Below are 16089 nucleotides of genomic sequence, written 5' to 3'. Positions count from 1 at the left end.
CGGCGGTCAGTATGACGGTGGACAGTCGCGGCGCGGCGTTCGCGCTGCTCGACGATTGCGGTGCAACGGCGGCGCTTCCGTCGAGCCGCTTGTACACGGGTTTCGTGCGCGAGCGGGTCTGCACGGAGGCGGCGCAGCTCGAAGCCGTGTGCGACAGCGTCGCGGCGGATACCCGGAGCGGTTTGCACGCCGTCGTGCTCGCCGATTATGAATTTGGCCGCGCGCTGATGGGTTTCGATGCGCGCCGGTCTTCTGAAACGCAGCGTGGCAATGCCACGCTGCGTTTTTTATTGTTCGAGCGTTGTGCGAAGCTTTCGCGCGACGAGGTCGACGCGTGGCTGACGGCGCGGGACAACGGCGCTCTCGAGCCGTCGGTCGCGGGCACCGCGAACGTGCGCGAGAGCGTCGATCGCGCCGAGTTCGACGCGGCGATCGACGCGATTCACGCCGCCCTGTGCGCGGGCGATTCCTATCAGGTCAACTACACGTACCGCCTCGGCTTCGACGTGTTCGGCTCGCCGCTCGCGTTCTATCGGCGGTTGCGCGCGCGCCAGCCCGTGTCGTTCGGCGCGCTGATCGCGTTGCCGGACGATGCGTGGGTGCTGTCGTGTTCGCCCGAACTATTCGTCGAAAAGCACGGCCCGACGTTGCGCGCGCGGCCGATGAAGGGCACGGCGCCGCGCTCGCAAGATCCCGCCGTCGACCGGGGTAACGCCGAGTTCCTCGCGACCGATCTGAAGAACCGCGCCGAGAACGTCATGATCGTCGATCTGTTGCGCAACGATCTGTCGCGAGTCGCGCGGATCGGCTCGGTCAGCGTGCCGGCGTTGTTTTCGGTCGAGCCGTATGCGTCGGTGTGGCAGATGACGTCGACTGTCGAGGCGACGTTGCTCGATGGCACCTCGTTCGCGACGATCTTGCGCGCGCTGTTTCCCTGCGGCTCGATTACCGGTGCGCCGAAGCATCGCACGATGCAGTTGATCGACGAACTGGAAAGCACGCCGCGCGGGCTCTATACCGGCGCGATCGGCTGGCTCGATGCGCCGGGCGATGATCACGATTGCGGCGACTTTTGCATGTCGGTCGCGATTCGCACGTTGACGTTGACTGCGTCGTCGGCGTCAGACGGTGGCACGAACGGTCTGCGCGGCAGCATGGGCATCGGCGCGGGCATCGTGCTCGACAGCGTGGCCGCCGACGAGCACGAGGAGTGTCGATTGAAAGCACGTTTTCTGATGGGCGCCGAGCCGGGTTTCGAACTGTTCGAAACGATGTACGCGACGCGGGAAGACGGCGTGCGGCACGTCGAGCGGCATCTGCGGCGCTTGTCGTCGAGCGCCGCGACGCTTGGCTTCGGGTTCGACGAAGCGCGCATTCGTGAGGAGATTTCAGCGCGGTGCGCCACGCTCCCGGCGCAGATGCCGCATCGGATGCGGCTTGCTTTGAGCAAGAGCGGGGTGACCCAGATCTCGGCCGCGATACTTGCGCCGTTGGCGGATGCGATCGTTGGTGTTCTGCTCGGCCCCGAAGCGCAGTTCGCGCCGACCCACGCCGCCGATCCGCTGCTGCGCCACAAGACCACGCGCCGAGCAGACTACGACCGCGGCTGGCGCGAAGCCGAAGCGAAGGGCGCCTTCGATACGCTGTTTTTCAACGAACGGGGCGAACTGACCGAAGGCGGCAGGTCGAACGTGTTCGTGAAGCTCGCGGGACAATGGTGGACGCCGCCGCTCGCGTCAGGCGTGCTGCCAGGTGTAATGCGAAGCGTGTTGCTCGACGACGCGTCGGGCTTGCGGGCAGGTGAAAAAGTGCTGACGCGGGCGGATGTGCTGAACGCCGAAGCGCTGCTCGTGTGCAACGCGTTGCGCGGCGCGGTGCCGGCACGGCTTGTTGGTTAGAGCACTGAAAAATACGGGAATGCCGCGCGCTCGCGCGGCAATGAAACATCAGAACGTGTGCTCGGCGCCGGGAAACGTGCCGTCCTTTACCGCCCGCACATACGCCTCGACGGCCGCCTGAATATTCGGCTGTCCCTGCATGAAATCCTTCACGAAGCGCGGTCGCTTGCCAGGAAAAATCCCGAGCATGTCGTGCAGCACCAGCACCTGACCCGAGCAGCCGAGGCCCGCGCCGATACCAATCGTCGGAATGCGCAACTGCTGCGTGACCTCGCCCGCGAGTTGCGACGGGATCGCTTCCATCACGATCAATTGCGCGCCGGCTTCCTGCACGGCGAGCGAATCGCGCAGCAGCTGGCTCGCGCCCGCTTCGGTCTTGGCCTGCACCTTGAAGCCGCCGAACGCATGCACCGACTGCGGCGTGAGACCCACATGCGCGCACACCGGAATCGAGCGCTCGACCAGAAACCGCACCGTGTCGGCGAGCCATTCGCCGCCTTCGAGCTTGACCATCTGCGCGCCCGCGCGCATCAGTTCGACCGAGCTCCTGAATGCGTCTTCGCGCGTGCCGTAGGTGCCGAACGGCAGGTCCGCGACGATCAGCGCCGACGGCCGCGCGCGCGCGACGCTCGCCGTGTGATACGCGATGTCGGCAAGCGACACCGGCAGCGTGGTCGCCTGGCCTTGCAGGACGTTGCCGAGCGAGTCGCCGATCAGCAGCACGTCGACGCCCGCGCGATCGAGCAGCGCGGCGAAGCTCGCGTCGTAACAGGTGAGCATGGCGATCTTTTCGCCAGCGTCGCGCATTGCCTGCAGTTTCGGCACGGTGATCGCGCTCCGGCTCGCTTCCTGCAAATAAGTCATGGTCAATCCAGTGAAAAAAATGAACTAGCCGCGCCGCTCACAGCGACGTGGCTTTGACAAAGAATTCCTTGCGGCCGCGCATCGTCTCGATGCGTTCGGCGAGCAGCGCAAGGTCCGCGTCGGAGTCGAGCGGATTCAGGTGTTCGGCGTTGACCGTCAGCACGGGCGTGCGGTCGTAGTGGTAGAAGAATTCGTTGTACGCGTCGCACAGCGCGCGCAGATAGGCATCGGAAATCTGCAGCTCCATCGGCACCGCGCGCTTCTGGATGCGCGCGAACAGCACCTCTGGGCTCGCCTGCAGATAAACGACGAAGTCCGGCTCCGGCGCGCTGACGTCGAGCCGCACGGCAAGCGCGCGGTACAACTGCCACTCGTCTTCCTGCAAGGTCAGACGCGCGAAGATGTCGTTTCGCTGCGTGATGAAGTCGGCGATCAGCGGCGTGCCGCTCGCCTGCGCGGCGCTGACTTCCTGCGCCTGCTGCGCGCGTTGCAGTGCGAAGTGCAACTGCACCGGTAGCGCATAGCGCGTGGTGTCGCGATAGAAGCGTTCAAGAAACGGATTGTCTTGCGAGCGTTCGAACAGTTCGTGCATCGACCAGCGTTGCGCGAGGCGCCGCGCGAGTGAGGTTTTGCCGACGCCGATCGGCCCTTCGATCGCGATATAGCCGAACGGCGGGCGCAGTTGCGGCGCGGTGACCGTGAGCGGCGGCGAACTCATTCGCAGCGGCCTTTCTCGGCGGAATTGCCGGTCAGCGCATTGAGCATCGGGCACTGGCAGGGCGACTTCACCTTCTCGATGCGCTGATCGCTGACGCTGTCGAGCAGCGCGGCGGCCCGGCCATGCAGCGGAATGACGATCGCCGCGTCGATCTCGACGAGCGGCACCAGCGCAAACGCGCGCTCGACGAGGCGTGGATGCGGCACGATCAGATCGGCTTCGTCGATCGATTGATCGCCATACAGCAGGATGTCGAGATCGAGCGTGCGCGGCGCATTGCGGAACGGCCGCTCACGGCCGAACTGATGCTCGATCTTGTGGCACAGCGCGAGCAGATGCCGCACGGGGAGCGTCGTTTCCAGCTTCACGACGCAGTTGAAATAGTCGTCGCCGCCCGCGTCGATCGGGGCAGTACGATACAGGCTCGATTTGGCGAGCACGGTGATGGTGTGCTGTTGTGCGAGGCACACCACCGCGTCTTTCAGGGTCTGGCGCGCGTCCCCGAGATTCGCGCCGAGGCCGAGATAAGCAACCGTCATGGCATAACTTCCTGCAACTATCGTTTTGACGGCTTTTCCGCGAACGCCGCGTCAGTCTTCGTGCGAGCCTTCGAGGCCCGCGTCGTTGTCCGTGCGTTCGGCGGACGAGCCGCCCTCCACTCCGTCACCTGATTTGCGGCTTCTGGCGCCACCGCGCCGCCGTCGTTTTCTTGGGCTCCGGTCCTTCCCGCCTTGCGTGAGCAATGTCTCGCGCGCGGCGACGTCACCTTCGATGAACTCCGTCCACCACGCACCGACCGACTCGTCGAGTTCGCCCGATGCGCAGCGCAACAGGAGGAAATCATACCCCGCTCTAAATCTTTGGTGTTCGAGCAGCTTCAGCGCGCTGCGCCCCGAGCGTTTTTCGAGGCGCAGCTGCAGGCCCCAGATCTCGCGCATGTCGGCCGAGAAGCGCTTGTGGATCGCGAGCTTTTCGGTCTGCATGTCGAGCACTTCGTCCATCGCGCGATGCAGCGCGGGCACCGGATACTCGCCTTCGGCCTCGAACTTCTGCCAGCGCTGCTGCACGTCGTGCCACAACAGCGTCGCGAACAGGAAGCCCGGCGACACCGGCTTGCCGGCGAGCACGCGTGCATCTGTGTTAGAGAGTGCCAGAGAAATGAATTTTTCGCCGGTCGGCTGCTCGAGCACGACGTCGAGCAGCGGCAACAGCCCGTGATGCAGGCCTTCCTGGCGCAGCCGCGTCAGGCACGCGAGCGCGTGACCCGACAGCATCAGCTTTAGCATTTCGTCGAACAGACGCGCGGCGGGCACGTTGTTGATCAGATCGGCCATCTTCTCGATCGGCGCGCGCGTGGCGTCGTCGATGTCGAAGTCGAGCTTGGCGGCGAAGCGCACGACGCGCAGCATGCGCACCGGATCCTCGCGATAGCGCGTGGCCGGGTCGCCGATCATGCGCAACAGGCGCGCGCGCATGTCGGCCATGCCGTTGTGGTAGTCCAGCACTGTTTGTGTGGCCGGATCGTAGTACATCGCGTTGATCGTGAAGTCGCGGCGCGTGGCGTCCTCGTGCTGCTCGCCCCACACGTTGTCGCGCAGCACGCGGCCGCTCGCATCGACCGCGTGGGTGCGGCGGTCGAGCTCGTCGCGCTTCAGACGCTTCGGCGGCGGCGCGTCGGCCGCGGGCGGATCGACCAGCGCGCGGAACGTCGAGGTTTCGATGATTTCCTGGCCGAACTGCACGTGCACGATCTGGAAGCGCCGGCCGATGATGCGCGCGCGGCGGAACAGCTTCTGCACCTGTTCGGGAGTCGCGTCGGTCGCGACGTCGAAGTCTTTCGGCTTGACGCCGAGCAGCAGGTCGCGCACCGCGCCGCCGACGATGAACGCACGGAAGCCCGCCTGTTGCAGGCCCTCGGTCACGCGGATCGCATTGCGCGAGATCAGCGTGGGGTCGATGCCGTGCACGTCGTGCGGAATGATGACGGGTACGTCCGGCTCGCGCGGCGCTTGCGCGGCAGCAGCGGCACCTGCGGACTTGCGGCGCGGCCGCGCGGCCGTGCCGGAAGCGGTCGTGCCGGATACGGACTTGCCGCGCGCCGGCGGCTTGCCATTGGCATTGACGTCGACGCTGGCGGCGGCGGAGAGCGTGTTGTCAGCGGTCGCCGTGTCCTGGCCGAATAGCTTGCGGATGAGTTTCTTGATCACGAGGGTTGGAAGAGTTCGAGGATGCGCCAGCCTTTGGCCTGCGCATGGGCGCGCAACGTGTCGTCCGGATTGGTCGCGATGGGATCGGTGACTTTTTCGAGCAGCGGGATGTCGTTGTGCGAATCGCTATAGAAATAGCTGTGCTCGAAGTCGCTCCAGCTCTTGCCGAGCGACGTGAGCCACATTTCGGTGCGCACGATCTTGCCTTCTTTGTAGCTCGGCGTGCCGGTCGGACGACCGGTGTAGGCGCCGTGCGGCTCCCCGCCGACGGTCTCGGCCTCGCACGCGATCAGCGTGTCGACGCCGAACGCCTGCGCGATCGGCCGCGTGATGAACTCGTTGGTCGCGGTGACGACGCAGCACAGGTCGCCCGCTTCACGATGCTGTTTCACGAGCTCGAGCGCCACCGGCTGGATGGCCGGCGTGATGACCTCGTGCATGTACTGCGCGTGAAAGTCAGCGAGCTGCGCGCGTGTGTACTTCGCGAGCGGCGTCAGCATGGCGATCAGATAAGCGTGAATGTCGAGCTTGCCGGCCTTGTAGTCGGCGTAAAAGCGATCGTTTTCACGGGCGAAATTTTCGGCGTCGACCATGCCTTTTTTCACCATGAAGCGGCCCCATTCGTGGTCGCTGTCGGTGGGAATGAGCGTGTGGTCGAGATCGAAGAGTGCAAGGTTAGCCATGGGCGCCTATTTTACTTGAAGCGGGAAGAGCGGCGTGTGAACCCGGCGCGGCGGCGGGGTCCGGCGACGCGAGCATCGTGCGCAACAGCGGCAGCGTGACCGCGCGTTTCTGTTCGAGCGAGAAGCGGTCGAGCGCGTCGAGCAGCGCCATCAGGCTCGGCATGTCGCGGCGAAAGTGCGTGAGCAGGTAGGCCGGCACGTCGTCGGCGAGCATGATGCCGCGCTCGCGCGCCGCGCGTTTCAACACCACGGCCTTCGCGTCGTCGGGCAACGGCGCAAGGTGAAACACCAGTCCCCAGCCGAGGCGCGTGCGCAAATCTTCGCGCACCGTCATGCCGATCGGCGCCGCGTTGCCCGCGGCGACGAGCGCGCTGGTCGGATGCGCGCGCACCTCGTTGAACAGGTTGAACACGGCGATCTGCTGCGCGGCCGACAGCGCGTCGCAGTCGTCGATTGCATAGAGCGCGACGCGCGGATCGAAGCCGAAGGCGGCGAGGCTGCTTTGCGGCCCGGCGAAGCGCGCATGCCCCGGCGGCGCTTCGTGCACGAGCGCCTGCAGCAGGTGCGTGCGGCCGCTGCCGGCTTCGCCCCAGATGTAGAAGGTGCGATCGGCGACCGGTCCGGAGGCGAGCGCGTCGTCGAGCTCACGCAGGCGCGTGACCAGCTCGGCGTTCGCGCCGGCGAAGAAATTGTCGAATGTCGATGGCGGCGGGGTGCCGAGATCGAGCGTCAGTTGACGAAGCACAGTAGGTTAATGCCGAAAATGAGGCTCAGGCCGCGAGTGGCCCGGACCTCGGGGCCTGGAAGGTTGCCAGGCGCTCAGTTGTCGTGAAGCGTGCTCGCCGGGTCGTGAGGCCGCGCGTCGCGAAGCACGGCTGGCGCAATTGCGCGGGTCGGCGGCGCCGGAATCGGGGTGTCGTGTTGCAATGTCGTTTCCAGGATATCGTCGGAACGCGTGAATTCCAGCCAGGCGGCCAGCATCGGGTAAAATCGTATTTTACCGACCTTCGAGCTTTTCCCCATGAATCAACCGAAATCCGCCGAGCATTCAACCGATTCGGCCCAAGGTTTGTCGTATCGCGACGCCGGCGTGGACATCGATGCGGGTGACGCCCTCGTCGACGCCATCAAGCCCTTTGCCAAGAAAACCCTGCGCGACGGCGTGCTGGGCGGCATCGGTGGATTCGGCGCGTTGTTCGAAGTGCCGAAGAAGTACAAGGAACCGGTGCTCGTGTCCGGCACTGACGGCGTCGGCACCAAGCTGCGTCTGGCGTTCCAGCTGAACAAGCACGACACGGTCGGCCAGGATCTGGTCGCGATGAGCGTCAACGACATCCTCGTGCAGGGCGCCGAGCCGCTGTTCTTCCTCGACTATTTCGCCTGCGGCAAGCTCGACGTCGGCACGGCGGCGACCGTCGTGAAGGGCATTGCGCACGGCTGCGAGCTGTCGGGCTGCGCGCTGATCGGCGGCGAAACCGCGGAAATGCCGGGCATGTACCCGGACGGCGAATACGACCTGGCTGGTTTCGCGGTCGGCGCGGTGGAAAAGAGCAAGATTATCGACGGCAGCAAGATCGCGTCGGGCGACGTGGTGCTCGGGCTCGCGTCGAGCGGCATCCATTCGAACGGCTTTTCGCTCGTGCGCAAGATCATCGAGCGTGCCAATCCCGATCTGAACGCGGACTTCGACGGCCGCCCGCTCGCCGACGCGCTGATGGCGCCGACGCGCATCTATGTGAAGCCGCTGCTCGCGCTGATGCAGCAGATCGAGGTCAAGGGTATGGCGCACATCACGGGGGGCGGCCTGGTCGAGAACATTCCGCGCGTGCTGCGCGAAGGCCTGACGGCCGAGCTCGACCATCGCGCGTGGCCGCTGCCGCCGCTGTTCTCGTGGCTGCAGAAGCACGGCGGCGTCGCCGATGCGGAGATGCATCGCGTGTTCAACTGCGGTATCGGTATGGCGGTAATCGTGTCGGCCGCGGATGCCGAAGCGGCGATTGGTCTGCTGTCCGCGGCGGGCGAGCAGGTCTGGAAGATCGGCACGGTCCGTGAGAGCGCAGCGGGTGAAGCGCAGACAGTCGTGGTCTAAAGGTTGACGAGGGCGGCGTGCCGCAATGGTGCGCCGCGCGGGCTTCAAATCCTTTGCTTCACATTTCCCGCTTCAAATTCCCGCTTTACGTCCCTCCGATTCCCCCACGCTGATCGGCGCCTCAAACCAGCGTTTCGATCAACTCCACCACCCGCGCCGTCGCGTGCGGATCGCAGCAATCCACCACCTGTCTTTCCGGCATGCTGCGCAGCCACGTGAGCTGCCGCTTGCAGAGTTGCCGCGTCGCAAAGACGCCCTTATCGCGCATGGTCCGATAGTCGACCGCGCCATCGAGGTATTCCCACACCTGCCGATACCCGACGCAGCGCATCGACGGCATCTCGGGCAGCAGGTCGTCGCGCGCGCGCAGCTTCACCACTTCATCGACGAAACCGTGCGCGAGCATCGAATCGAAGCGCTGCTCGATGCGCGCGTGCAGCACGCCACGCTCGGACGGCTCCAGCGCGATCGGCACGAAGCTTGCCAATGCGGCGTCGTCGGTGCGCGCGGGCGCGGCGAGCAGCGTCGACATCGGCTGGCCGGTCAGCATGAACACTTCCAGCGCGCGCTGGATGCGCTGCGAATCGTTCGGCGCGAGACGCGCGGCCGTGACCGGATCGAGCGCGGCGAGCCGCGCGTGAAGCGCCGGCCAGCCGTCGCGGGCGGCGTCGGCGTCGAGCCTCGCGCGTACTTCGGCATCGGCGGCGGGCAGGTCATTGAGCCCCTGCGTGAGCGCCTTGTAGTACAGCATCGTGCCGCCGACCAGCAGCGGCAGCCGGCCGCGTGCATGAATTTCTCCGACGAGCCGCAGCGTATCCGCGCGAAACTGCGCGGCCGAGTACGAGTCGGCCGGATCGACGATATCGATCAGATGATGCGGCGCAACCGCGCGTTCTTCCGCGGTCGGCTTCGCGGTGCCGATGTCCATCTCGCGATAGACGAGCGCCGAGTCGACGCTGATGATTTCGACCGGCCGCCGCGCGGCGAGCGCGAGCGCGGCGGCGGTCTTGCCGGACGCGGTCGGGCCGAGCAGGCACGGGATGGGAGTAGGGCGTGACGTCATGGGCAAGCGGGCGCGCGGCGCAACGGTGTGATCGAAACGCAGCGGCGTTACTGCCCGCGCATGAACAGCCGATCGAGATCGGCCAGCGTCAGCTGATACCAGGTCGGCCGGCCGTGGTTGCACTGATCGGCGCGCTCGGTCGCTTCCATCTGGCGCAGCAGCGCGTTCATTTCGTCGAGCGTCAGACGCCGGTTCGCGCGCACCGCGTGATGGCACGCGAGCGTGCCGAGCAGTTCGTGCTGACGCTCGGTCAGCACGCGCGAGCCGCCGAATGCATGCAGGTCGGACAGCACCGCGCGCGCAAGCGCTTGCAGGTCGGCGTCCTTCAGCAACGCGGGGACTGCGCGGATCGCGAGCGTGGTCGGCGACAACACCGCGAGGTCGAAGCCGAGCGCATCGAGCGTATCGCGCTCTTCCTCGACCGTGCCGATTTCGACCGGATCGGCCTGCATCGTCTGCGGGATCAGCAGCGGCTGCACGGCGATCGTGCGGTCGGCGAGCGCGTTCTTGAACTGCTCGTACAGGATGCGCTCGTGCGCGGCATGCATGTCGACGATTACGAGCCCGTGGCGGTTCTGCGCGAGCACGTAGATGCCGTGGACCTGGCCGAGCGCGAAGCCGAGCGGCTGGTCGTCGGTGGTGTCGAATGCGGGGGAAGCGGGTGAAGCGGGGGAAGCGGGGCGCGGCGCGAACGGCGCCGCGTCGTATGGCGACGTCGTGTCGGTTGCGGAGTCGCGCGCTTCGAACAGCGACGCGCCTTCGACCCGGCCGGCAAGCGGATCCTTGCGGCCGAACAGCGCGTCGTAACCGGCGAGCGGTTGCGCGACCGGCAGCGTGCCTTGCGTCATGCGTGCCTGGCGCATCCACGTGTTGCCAGGCTGCGAGGCGCCCGGGGCGCCGAAGCTGCTGCCGCCGCCAAGGCCGCCGCGGCTTCCCGCGCCGAAGCCCGCGCCGCTCGAAAGACCGGCGCCCGCGCCAATGCCGTCGCCTACGCCGCTTGTGACACCCGGCGGCGTCGAACCAGATGAAGCCGGTCCACCGGCCGACGGTTCCAGACGCGCCGCATGCCCGCCCGCCGTCGTGTCAGGCGACGCGCCCGCGTGCCGAGCGAGCGCGCGCTGCACCGCATGGAACACGAACTGGTGGATCGAGCGCGAATCGCGGAAACGCACCTCGATTTTCGACGGATGTACGTTCACGTCGACGCCTTCTGGCGGCAAATCGAGGAACAGCACGTACGACGGATAACGCTCACCGTGCAGCACGTCTTCATACGCGGCGCGCACCGCGTGCGTGAGCAGCTTGTCACGCACGAAGCGGCCGTTGACGAAGAAATACTGTTGATCGGCGCGACCGCGGCTCGCGGTCGGCAGACCGGCGCAGCCGTAGATCGCAAGCGGACCGGCGGATTCGTTGAGCGGCAGATGAGCGGTCGCGAACGTCTCGCCGAGAATCTTCGCAACCCGCGCGGGCGGCTCGCTCGCGTTCCAGTGCTCGACGGCCTTGCCGTTGTGCAGCACCGAGATCGCGACGTCCGGCCGCGCGAGCGCGGCGCGGCGGATCTGTTCAAGACAGTGGCCGAGTTCGGTCTGTTCGCTTTTCAGGAATTTGCGGCGTGCCGGGGTGTTGAAGTACAGCTCGCGGACTTCGATCGTCGTGCCCTGTGTGCCGGCGGCGGGACTCAGCACGCCGGTTTCCGCGTCGATGCGCACCGCGTGCGGCACGTCTGCGGTGCGGCTCGTGATGCTCATCTGCGCGACCGACGCGATCGACGCCAGCGCTTCGCCGCGGAACCCGAGCGTCGCGACCGCTTCGAGCTCGGCGAGCGAGCGGATCTTGCTGGTCGCATGGCGCGTCAGGGCGAGCACGAGTTCGTTCTCGGGGATGCCGCAGCCGTCGTCGGTGATCGAGATGCGTTTGACGCCGCCTTCGTCGAGCAGGATGCGCAGCGTCTGCGCGCCCGCGTCGAGCGCATTCTCGAGCAGCTCCTTGACTACCGACGCCGGCCGCTCGACCACTTCGCCGGCGGCGATCTGGCTGATCAATTGATCGGGGAGCGGCTGGATGGCGCGCAACGGACGCGGCGCGGGCGCCGCGCGAGAGGCGTCGGAAGGTGCGGCCGCGGCCGCGGTGCCCGCAGGCGTTTCGGAGAATTCGGACATGGCGAAATTATAGCGACTTGGCGCACGCCGCCCGCGCAGACGCCCAACCAGCAGATTTTCATTCGACCCGAGGCACTTTCGGTATCATGTCGCGGTCAATTCGCAGCGGTCGGCTCGCCGCTTGCTGCCCCTGTTGCCGGGTCGCGCGGCGGCCGTTTTCCCTCTACGCACATACTGGTTTAAAAGGACGTCCCTTGGATACGTTGCTACATTTCGCCAACCTTGTCCTGCACATCGACAAGTTTCTCGGGGACTTCATTCAGGTCTACGGCGCCTGGGTCTACGCGGTGCTGTTCGCGATCGTGTTCGCCGAAACCGGGCTCGTGGTGCTGCCGTTTCTGCCGGGCGATTCGCTGCTGTTCATCGGCGGCGCGTTCTGCGCGACCGGGCAGATGCATCTCGGGCTGCTGATCCTGTTGCTGCTGGTGGCGGCGGTCTCGGGCAATACGACCAACTATCTGATCGGCCGCGCGATCGGACCGCGCGTGTTCAATACGCACATTCCGGTGCTCGAGCGTTTTCTCGATCGCGCCGCGCTGCAGAAGACTCACAACTTCTATGAGAAACACGGCGGCAAGACGATCGTGCTCGCGCGTTTCATCCCTGTCGTGCGGACGTTTGCGCCATTCGTCGCGGGCGCGTCGTCGATGACGTGGAGCCGCTTCCAGATGTTCAACGTCGTCGGCGCGCTGTTGTGGGTGCTGCTGCTGACACTGCTCGGCTATTTCTTCGGCAACATCCCGTTCATCCGTCAGTATCTGAACGTGATCGTGCTTGTCGGTATCGGCGCGGCGATCGTACCGATCGTGCTCGGCGCGCTGTGGAAGATGCTGCGCCAAGAATGGCGCGAACGCGAGTACGCGTTGATGACGAGTTGTTTGCTGTATTTCGGGCCTTGAAAACACGAAGGGCGTCGCGAATCTCGCGACGCCTTTTTTCATGCCGCCATGCCGACGACCCGGGTCGGGTGCGCGCGGAGGTTCGATCAGATCAATCGCGCGTGATCGCGCGCGGTGCGAGTGGCGTTTCCGGCGTCGGATAGCCGGCTTCCTTGAAGGTCTGAACGATCGCGCGATTGGTGTCGAAGTAGACCTGCCAGTAGTTCTGGTTGGACGAGTAAGGGCGCACGCACAGCAGCGGTCCTTCTGGCGTGAAGCTCAAGACCTCGATATCCGGCGCGGGGTTTTCGGCCACGTTCGGAATCTTCGCGACGGCGGCTTTCAAACGCGCGATCGCATCGGTCGGATCGACGCCATTGGCGATCTTCGCGGTCAGCTCGACGCGCCGGAACGGCAGCACGCTGTAGTTCGAGATCGTGTCGGAGAAGATCTTGTTGTTGCCGATGATGGTCGTCACGTTGTCCGGCGTCACGATCGTGGTGCCAAACAGGCCCAATTCCGTGACGGTGCCGGTGACGCCCGCGGCCATGACGAAATCGCCGACCTTGAACGGCCGCAGCACCTGCATGAACACGCCGGCCGCGAAGTGCGCGAGCAGGCCGCCCCACGCAGTACCGATCGCGAGGCCGAGGCCGGCGAGCAACGCTGCGAACGACGTCGTCTGCACACCGAAGATTTGCAGGATCGCGAGGACGAGCAGCAGGTTCAGCAACCCGGCGAGAATCGACGCGAGGTAGTGGGCGAGCGTCGGGTCGACCCGGCCGTTGCGTGCGAGCATCTTGCGCAACAGGCGGGAGATCAGCCCGATGACCCAGCGGCCGACGATCCACAGCACGATTGCGCCGATGACCTTGGTGCCGATGTCGATGCCACGGGTCATGATGAATGCACGTACGGTTTCGATATCCAAGATGTTTCCTCGTTATAGGTTGCCATCAACGGATTGAACGACGGTGGTGCCATGACCCACAACGCGCGGTCTTCGGGAGTTATAGCCGACGGCGCCCGCATGCGCAAGGACCGTTCCTGCCCTGCTCGCGGCGGCAATACAGAGATGAAACATGGCGGGGCGTACGTGAAAAGCCGGTCGGGGCGTGCCGGGCTCACATGCGCAGCCGCGATTCGGAATACGGTGACGTCTGGATGACAACCGCGTCGTCCGGGGCGCTTTTCACGGCGCACCGGCGCCTCGACATCCGATGCCACGAGAACGCGATCACGATCGCGAGCGCATACGCGCCAGCACGCCGAAGAAACGACGTCGGCAGGGCGAATTGTCCATAGCGGTTCTGCGCGTCGGCGAACACGACAAACGTCAACAAGCCGTCGAGCATGCACGTGGCCAGCGCGATCACGATGAAAATCGCAGGGCCGCTCAGCGCGGCACCCGACCCGAACCGGTTATACAGTCGACAGGCCATCGATACGATGGCGAACAAGGCGAGGTTCGACAGCAGATCGAACAGGAAGGTGGTCATTATCGGTTCAATGAAAAAGCAATGGGCCGTGGGGTTGCCGGAACGTATGCTCGCGCAAGGTTCAGACATGCTCCGCTAATTCGGCGGCGATCATTGCATATCTTTTCATCTCGATAAATAACCAGAAAAAGCGAAGGTCGTATCGCTCTTTCTTTCGTTTGTTTTTATAGGCAATCGGGATGCGAAAAGTCCTTTGCAAATTTATAGTACTGCGACGGATTCCGTGCGCTGCGCCTCAGAAGCGATAAGAAATGCCGATCTGCAACGTCGGATACCATCGATAAGGCGAGACCTTATCGCGCAGTTGCTGCAATCCGGTGTTGATGATCTGCTGACTCATCTCCGGTCCCGCGGCCTGCGACAGTGCCGGCGACAGTGTGTACGAGGTCTTCGGAATGCCGTAGGCGACACCGAGATCGACCACGAGCCCCCAGCCTTTGGCTCTCGCGTGCAAGCCATAGCCGACGCCAAGGTAGGGCATCGCGGTCGGGTATCGGGCGGTCGCCGTCGCGTACTCGTCAGGAAAGGCCGGCGAGGCTTTGCCCTCGAATACGTACATGCCGTTGGTCGGAACCGAGTTGCCGCTGACTTCGTTGTCGGTCAGACGCAGGCCCGCTGTCACGCGAAAGCCGGTGCCGGCCCACGGAAAGAAATCGCCGTAGAGACCGCCCTGGCGCAGCCGTATGCCGTCTTCGTAGCGATTGCCGCCGACCTCGAAGTTGTGCGACAGATTGATCGCGTTGAAGTCCGCGTGCACGCCGAACCACGACGTGACGCTCCACGCCGCGCCAACCCCGATGCCCAGCGTGCCGCCTTGCAGATAGACCTCCTGCGCATGCGACGTTTCGATCAGACACGGCAAAGCCACTACCCAGATTACCTTTCCAGCTTTCATGGGTACCCCTGCGCGGCGGGCAGCCCGATCGTTGCGGGACGCGCTCGCCGTTTTGTCGTCTCTTCTTTTGCTCTCTTTGTCGCGAACGCTCTAAGGCGTCGTGAAGCGATCATGCGAGCAGAGGGCGTAGACGGTCTGTGAGGTGGCGAACCATACGGTCAAATGAATGGGGTCGGAGTGCGCGACGATGTCGCCGCGTCGCCGTTCAGTTCGAGCGACGGCAGATGTCAATCGCGGGGCATTGGCGAGGAGCGCCGCCTCGCTTTGGATGTGGCCGGTCGGTAAGGAAGCTTAGGGAACTGCGCATCGCCGATGACGCTTGCCCACGCCTTCATCCAGCAGGTGGCGAGTGTCTTTTCAGCTTCCGACTCAGCGCGCATAAGGCGGCTCGTGGCAAGAAGCAAACGAGCCAACGCATATTCCTTGCGTGTGGATTCCCGACGCAAAAGCGAATGATTCTTCTGCATGGCCGGCCACCGAAAAGTCAGCGAGAAGCGTGGCAAATTAAATCGGGCCGCATTGCATTCGTACCCGACGAACGACCGCGCGGCGCAAGCGACGGGCTGCTGTCGAGTAAGGATTCGCTCCAGATTGGTGCGTCGTCGATCAATGGGGCGTTGCGTCGCAACACCTGCCACTGTGGTGAAAACGACAAATCAACCTTGTTTAATTTTGACAAGTCGCGCCGTGCGTTTATCCGTGCGACGATGAAATTGTCAATGTTCCTGACATGAAGATCCAGTTACGGGGGCTCCATGAGTAGCATTCCGCTTATCTGGGCAGCGGTGCCGCACAACAGCGATGGTGTTGTCTTTCAGATCCGGCTTGGCCGCGGACTTCAGCGTTTTCATGTGTCGCGGCGCGTGCTCGAGGATGTGTTCGAACTCGAACGAAAAGCGTCCGACGCGCGCCAACTCGAATTCTTCTATATGCACGAGCAGCGCATCCTCGCGCGCGCTAGCGCAAAGCGTGCGACGGCCTGCTCGGCCACCGTTTCACTACGGGCCGCCGATTTCGGCGTGTCGAACGACAGCGAGCGCTGGGCGACGCCGAGCGGCGTCGCGCACGGCCTCATCTAGGCGAACCGATGTTTGATGCACCGCCGCGATCAACGGGCGGCCGTGCGTCGATGC

General features: G+C 64.8%; 17 protein-coding genes. 5 read left to right on the top strand and 12 right to left on the bottom strand.

Annotated elements, in window-relative coordinates:
• The first annotated feature begins 11 nt into the window (after window positions 1-11).
• Window positions 12-1898 (top strand): aminodeoxychorismate synthase component I, encoded by a 1887-nt coding sequence (pabB, locus tag OKW28_RS38100; RefSeq protein ID WP_429453097.1) that lies wholly within the window; start codon window positions 12-14, stop codon window positions 1896-1898.
• Between the two features lie 48 nt (window positions 1899-1946).
• On the opposite strand, the gene panB is transcribed toward pabB, so the two are convergent.
• The 7 genes from panB to OKW28_RS38065 all read right to left on the bottom strand — a co-directional run bounded on the left by panB (window position 1947) and on the right by OKW28_RS38065 (window position 7351).
• The gene (gene panB, locus OKW28_RS38095; protein WP_184034424.1) at window positions 1947-2762 is read right to left on the bottom strand and encodes a 3-methyl-2-oxobutanoate hydroxymethyltransferase; all 816 of its coding nucleotides are present in this window, start codon (window positions 2760-2762) and stop codon (window positions 1947-1949) included.
• 37 nt (window positions 2763-2799) lie between these two features.
• The gene (locus tag OKW28_RS38090) at window positions 2800-3480 is read right to left on the bottom strand and encodes a deoxynucleoside kinase (RefSeq protein ID WP_090803123.1); all 681 of its coding nucleotides are present in this window, start codon (window positions 3478-3480) and stop codon (window positions 2800-2802) included.
• On the bottom strand, window positions 3477-4019 hold the full coding sequence (gene folK / locus OKW28_RS38085; RefSeq protein WP_090803125.1) for a 2-amino-4-hydroxy-6-hydroxymethyldihydropteridine diphosphokinase: 543 nt from the start codon (window positions 4017-4019) through the stop codon (window positions 3477-3479). Before folK ends, OKW28_RS38090 begins: the two co-directional genes overlap by 4 nt.
• 51 nt (window positions 4020-4070) lie before the next feature.
• Complete coding sequence (gene pcnB / locus OKW28_RS38080) at window positions 4071-5687, bottom strand: polynucleotide adenylyltransferase PcnB (RefSeq protein ID WP_429453095.1); 1617 nt, start codon at window positions 5685-5687, stop codon at window positions 4071-4073.
• Entirely contained in the window at window positions 5684-6370 is a 687-nt protein-coding gene (locus OKW28_RS38075; RefSeq protein WP_429453093.1) for an HAD family hydrolase, read from the bottom strand. Before OKW28_RS38075 ends, pcnB begins: the two co-directional genes overlap by 4 nt.
• On the bottom strand, window positions 6363-7115 hold the full coding sequence (hda, locus tag OKW28_RS38070) for a DnaA regulatory inactivator Hda (RefSeq protein WP_429453091.1): 753 nt from the start codon (window positions 7113-7115) through the stop codon (window positions 6363-6365). The genes OKW28_RS38075 and hda overlap by 8 nt, the downstream gene beginning before the upstream one ends.
• A 74-nt stretch (window positions 7116-7189) precedes the next feature.
• Entirely contained in the window at window positions 7190-7351 is a 162-nt protein-coding gene (locus tag OKW28_RS38065) for a hypothetical protein (RefSeq protein WP_429453089.1), read from the bottom strand.
• 40 nt (window positions 7352-7391) lie between these two features.
• Here OKW28_RS38065 and purM point away from each other — a divergent pair, with 40 nt between their 5' ends.
• Window positions 7392-8459, top strand: coding sequence for a phosphoribosylformylglycinamidine cyclo-ligase (gene purM / locus OKW28_RS38060; protein ID WP_429453088.1), 1068 nt, complete (start codon window positions 7392-7394; stop codon window positions 8457-8459).
• 121 nt (window positions 8460-8580) lie between these two features.
• Here purM and miaA read toward each other — a convergent pair whose 3' ends face one another.
• Together miaA and mutL are read right to left on the bottom strand one after the other, a co-directional pair.
• Complete coding sequence (miaA, locus tag OKW28_RS38055) at window positions 8581-9522, bottom strand: tRNA (adenosine(37)-N6)-dimethylallyltransferase MiaA (protein WP_429453086.1); 942 nt, start codon at window positions 9520-9522, stop codon at window positions 8581-8583.
• 47 nt (window positions 9523-9569) lie between these two features.
• Entirely contained in the window at window positions 9570-11684 is a 2115-nt protein-coding gene (mutL, locus tag OKW28_RS38050) for a DNA mismatch repair endonuclease MutL (RefSeq protein ID WP_429453084.1), read from the bottom strand.
• Between the two features lie 194 nt (window positions 11685-11878).
• On the opposite strand from mutL, the gene OKW28_RS38045 reads away from it, so the two are divergent.
• Entirely contained in the window at window positions 11879-12583 is a 705-nt protein-coding gene (locus OKW28_RS38045; RefSeq protein ID WP_429453082.1) for a VTT domain-containing protein, read from the top strand.
• 91 nt (window positions 12584-12674) lie between these two features.
• Here the strand turns inward: OKW28_RS38045 and OKW28_RS38040 are convergent, their stop codons facing one another.
• The 3 genes from OKW28_RS38040 to OKW28_RS38030 all read right to left on the bottom strand — a co-directional run bounded on the left by OKW28_RS38040 (window position 12675) and on the right by OKW28_RS38030 (window position 14956).
• The gene (locus OKW28_RS38040; protein ID WP_429453080.1) at window positions 12675-13493 is read right to left on the bottom strand and encodes a mechanosensitive ion channel family protein; all 819 of its coding nucleotides are present in this window, start codon (window positions 13491-13493) and stop codon (window positions 12675-12677) included.
• A 193-nt stretch (window positions 13494-13686) separates the two neighbouring features.
• Complete coding sequence (locus tag OKW28_RS38035; RefSeq protein WP_429453078.1) at window positions 13687-14061, bottom strand: hypothetical protein; 375 nt, start codon at window positions 14059-14061, stop codon at window positions 13687-13689.
• Between the two features lie 235 nt (window positions 14062-14296).
• Window positions 14297-14956, bottom strand: a complete 660-nt coding sequence (locus OKW28_RS38030; RefSeq protein WP_429453076.1) for a hypothetical protein — start codon at window positions 14954-14956, stop codon at window positions 14297-14299.
• A gap of 452 nt (window positions 14957-15408) precedes the next feature.
• Between OKW28_RS38030 and OKW28_RS38025 the strand changes: the two genes are divergently transcribed.
• Window positions 15409-15690 (top strand): hypothetical protein, encoded by a 282-nt coding sequence (locus OKW28_RS38025; protein ID WP_429453074.1) that lies wholly within the window; start codon window positions 15409-15411, stop codon window positions 15688-15690.
• A 21-nt stretch (window positions 15691-15711) separates the two neighbouring features.
• Window positions 15712-16035: a hypothetical protein gene (locus tag OKW28_RS38020; protein ID WP_429453072.1), complete on the top strand. Its 324-nt coding sequence runs from the start codon at window positions 15712-15714 to the stop codon at window positions 16033-16035.
• Window positions 16036-16089 lie beyond the last annotated feature (54 nt).

This window comes from Paraburkholderia sp. 40 (assembly GCF_050434105.1).
In the GTDB taxonomy this organism is placed as follows: Bacteria; Pseudomonadota; Gammaproteobacteria; order Burkholderiales; family Burkholderiaceae; genus Paraburkholderia; species Paraburkholderia tuberum.
Note: the sequence above shows the minus strand (reverse complement) of the source record. Positions and strands in the feature narration are given on the sequence as shown.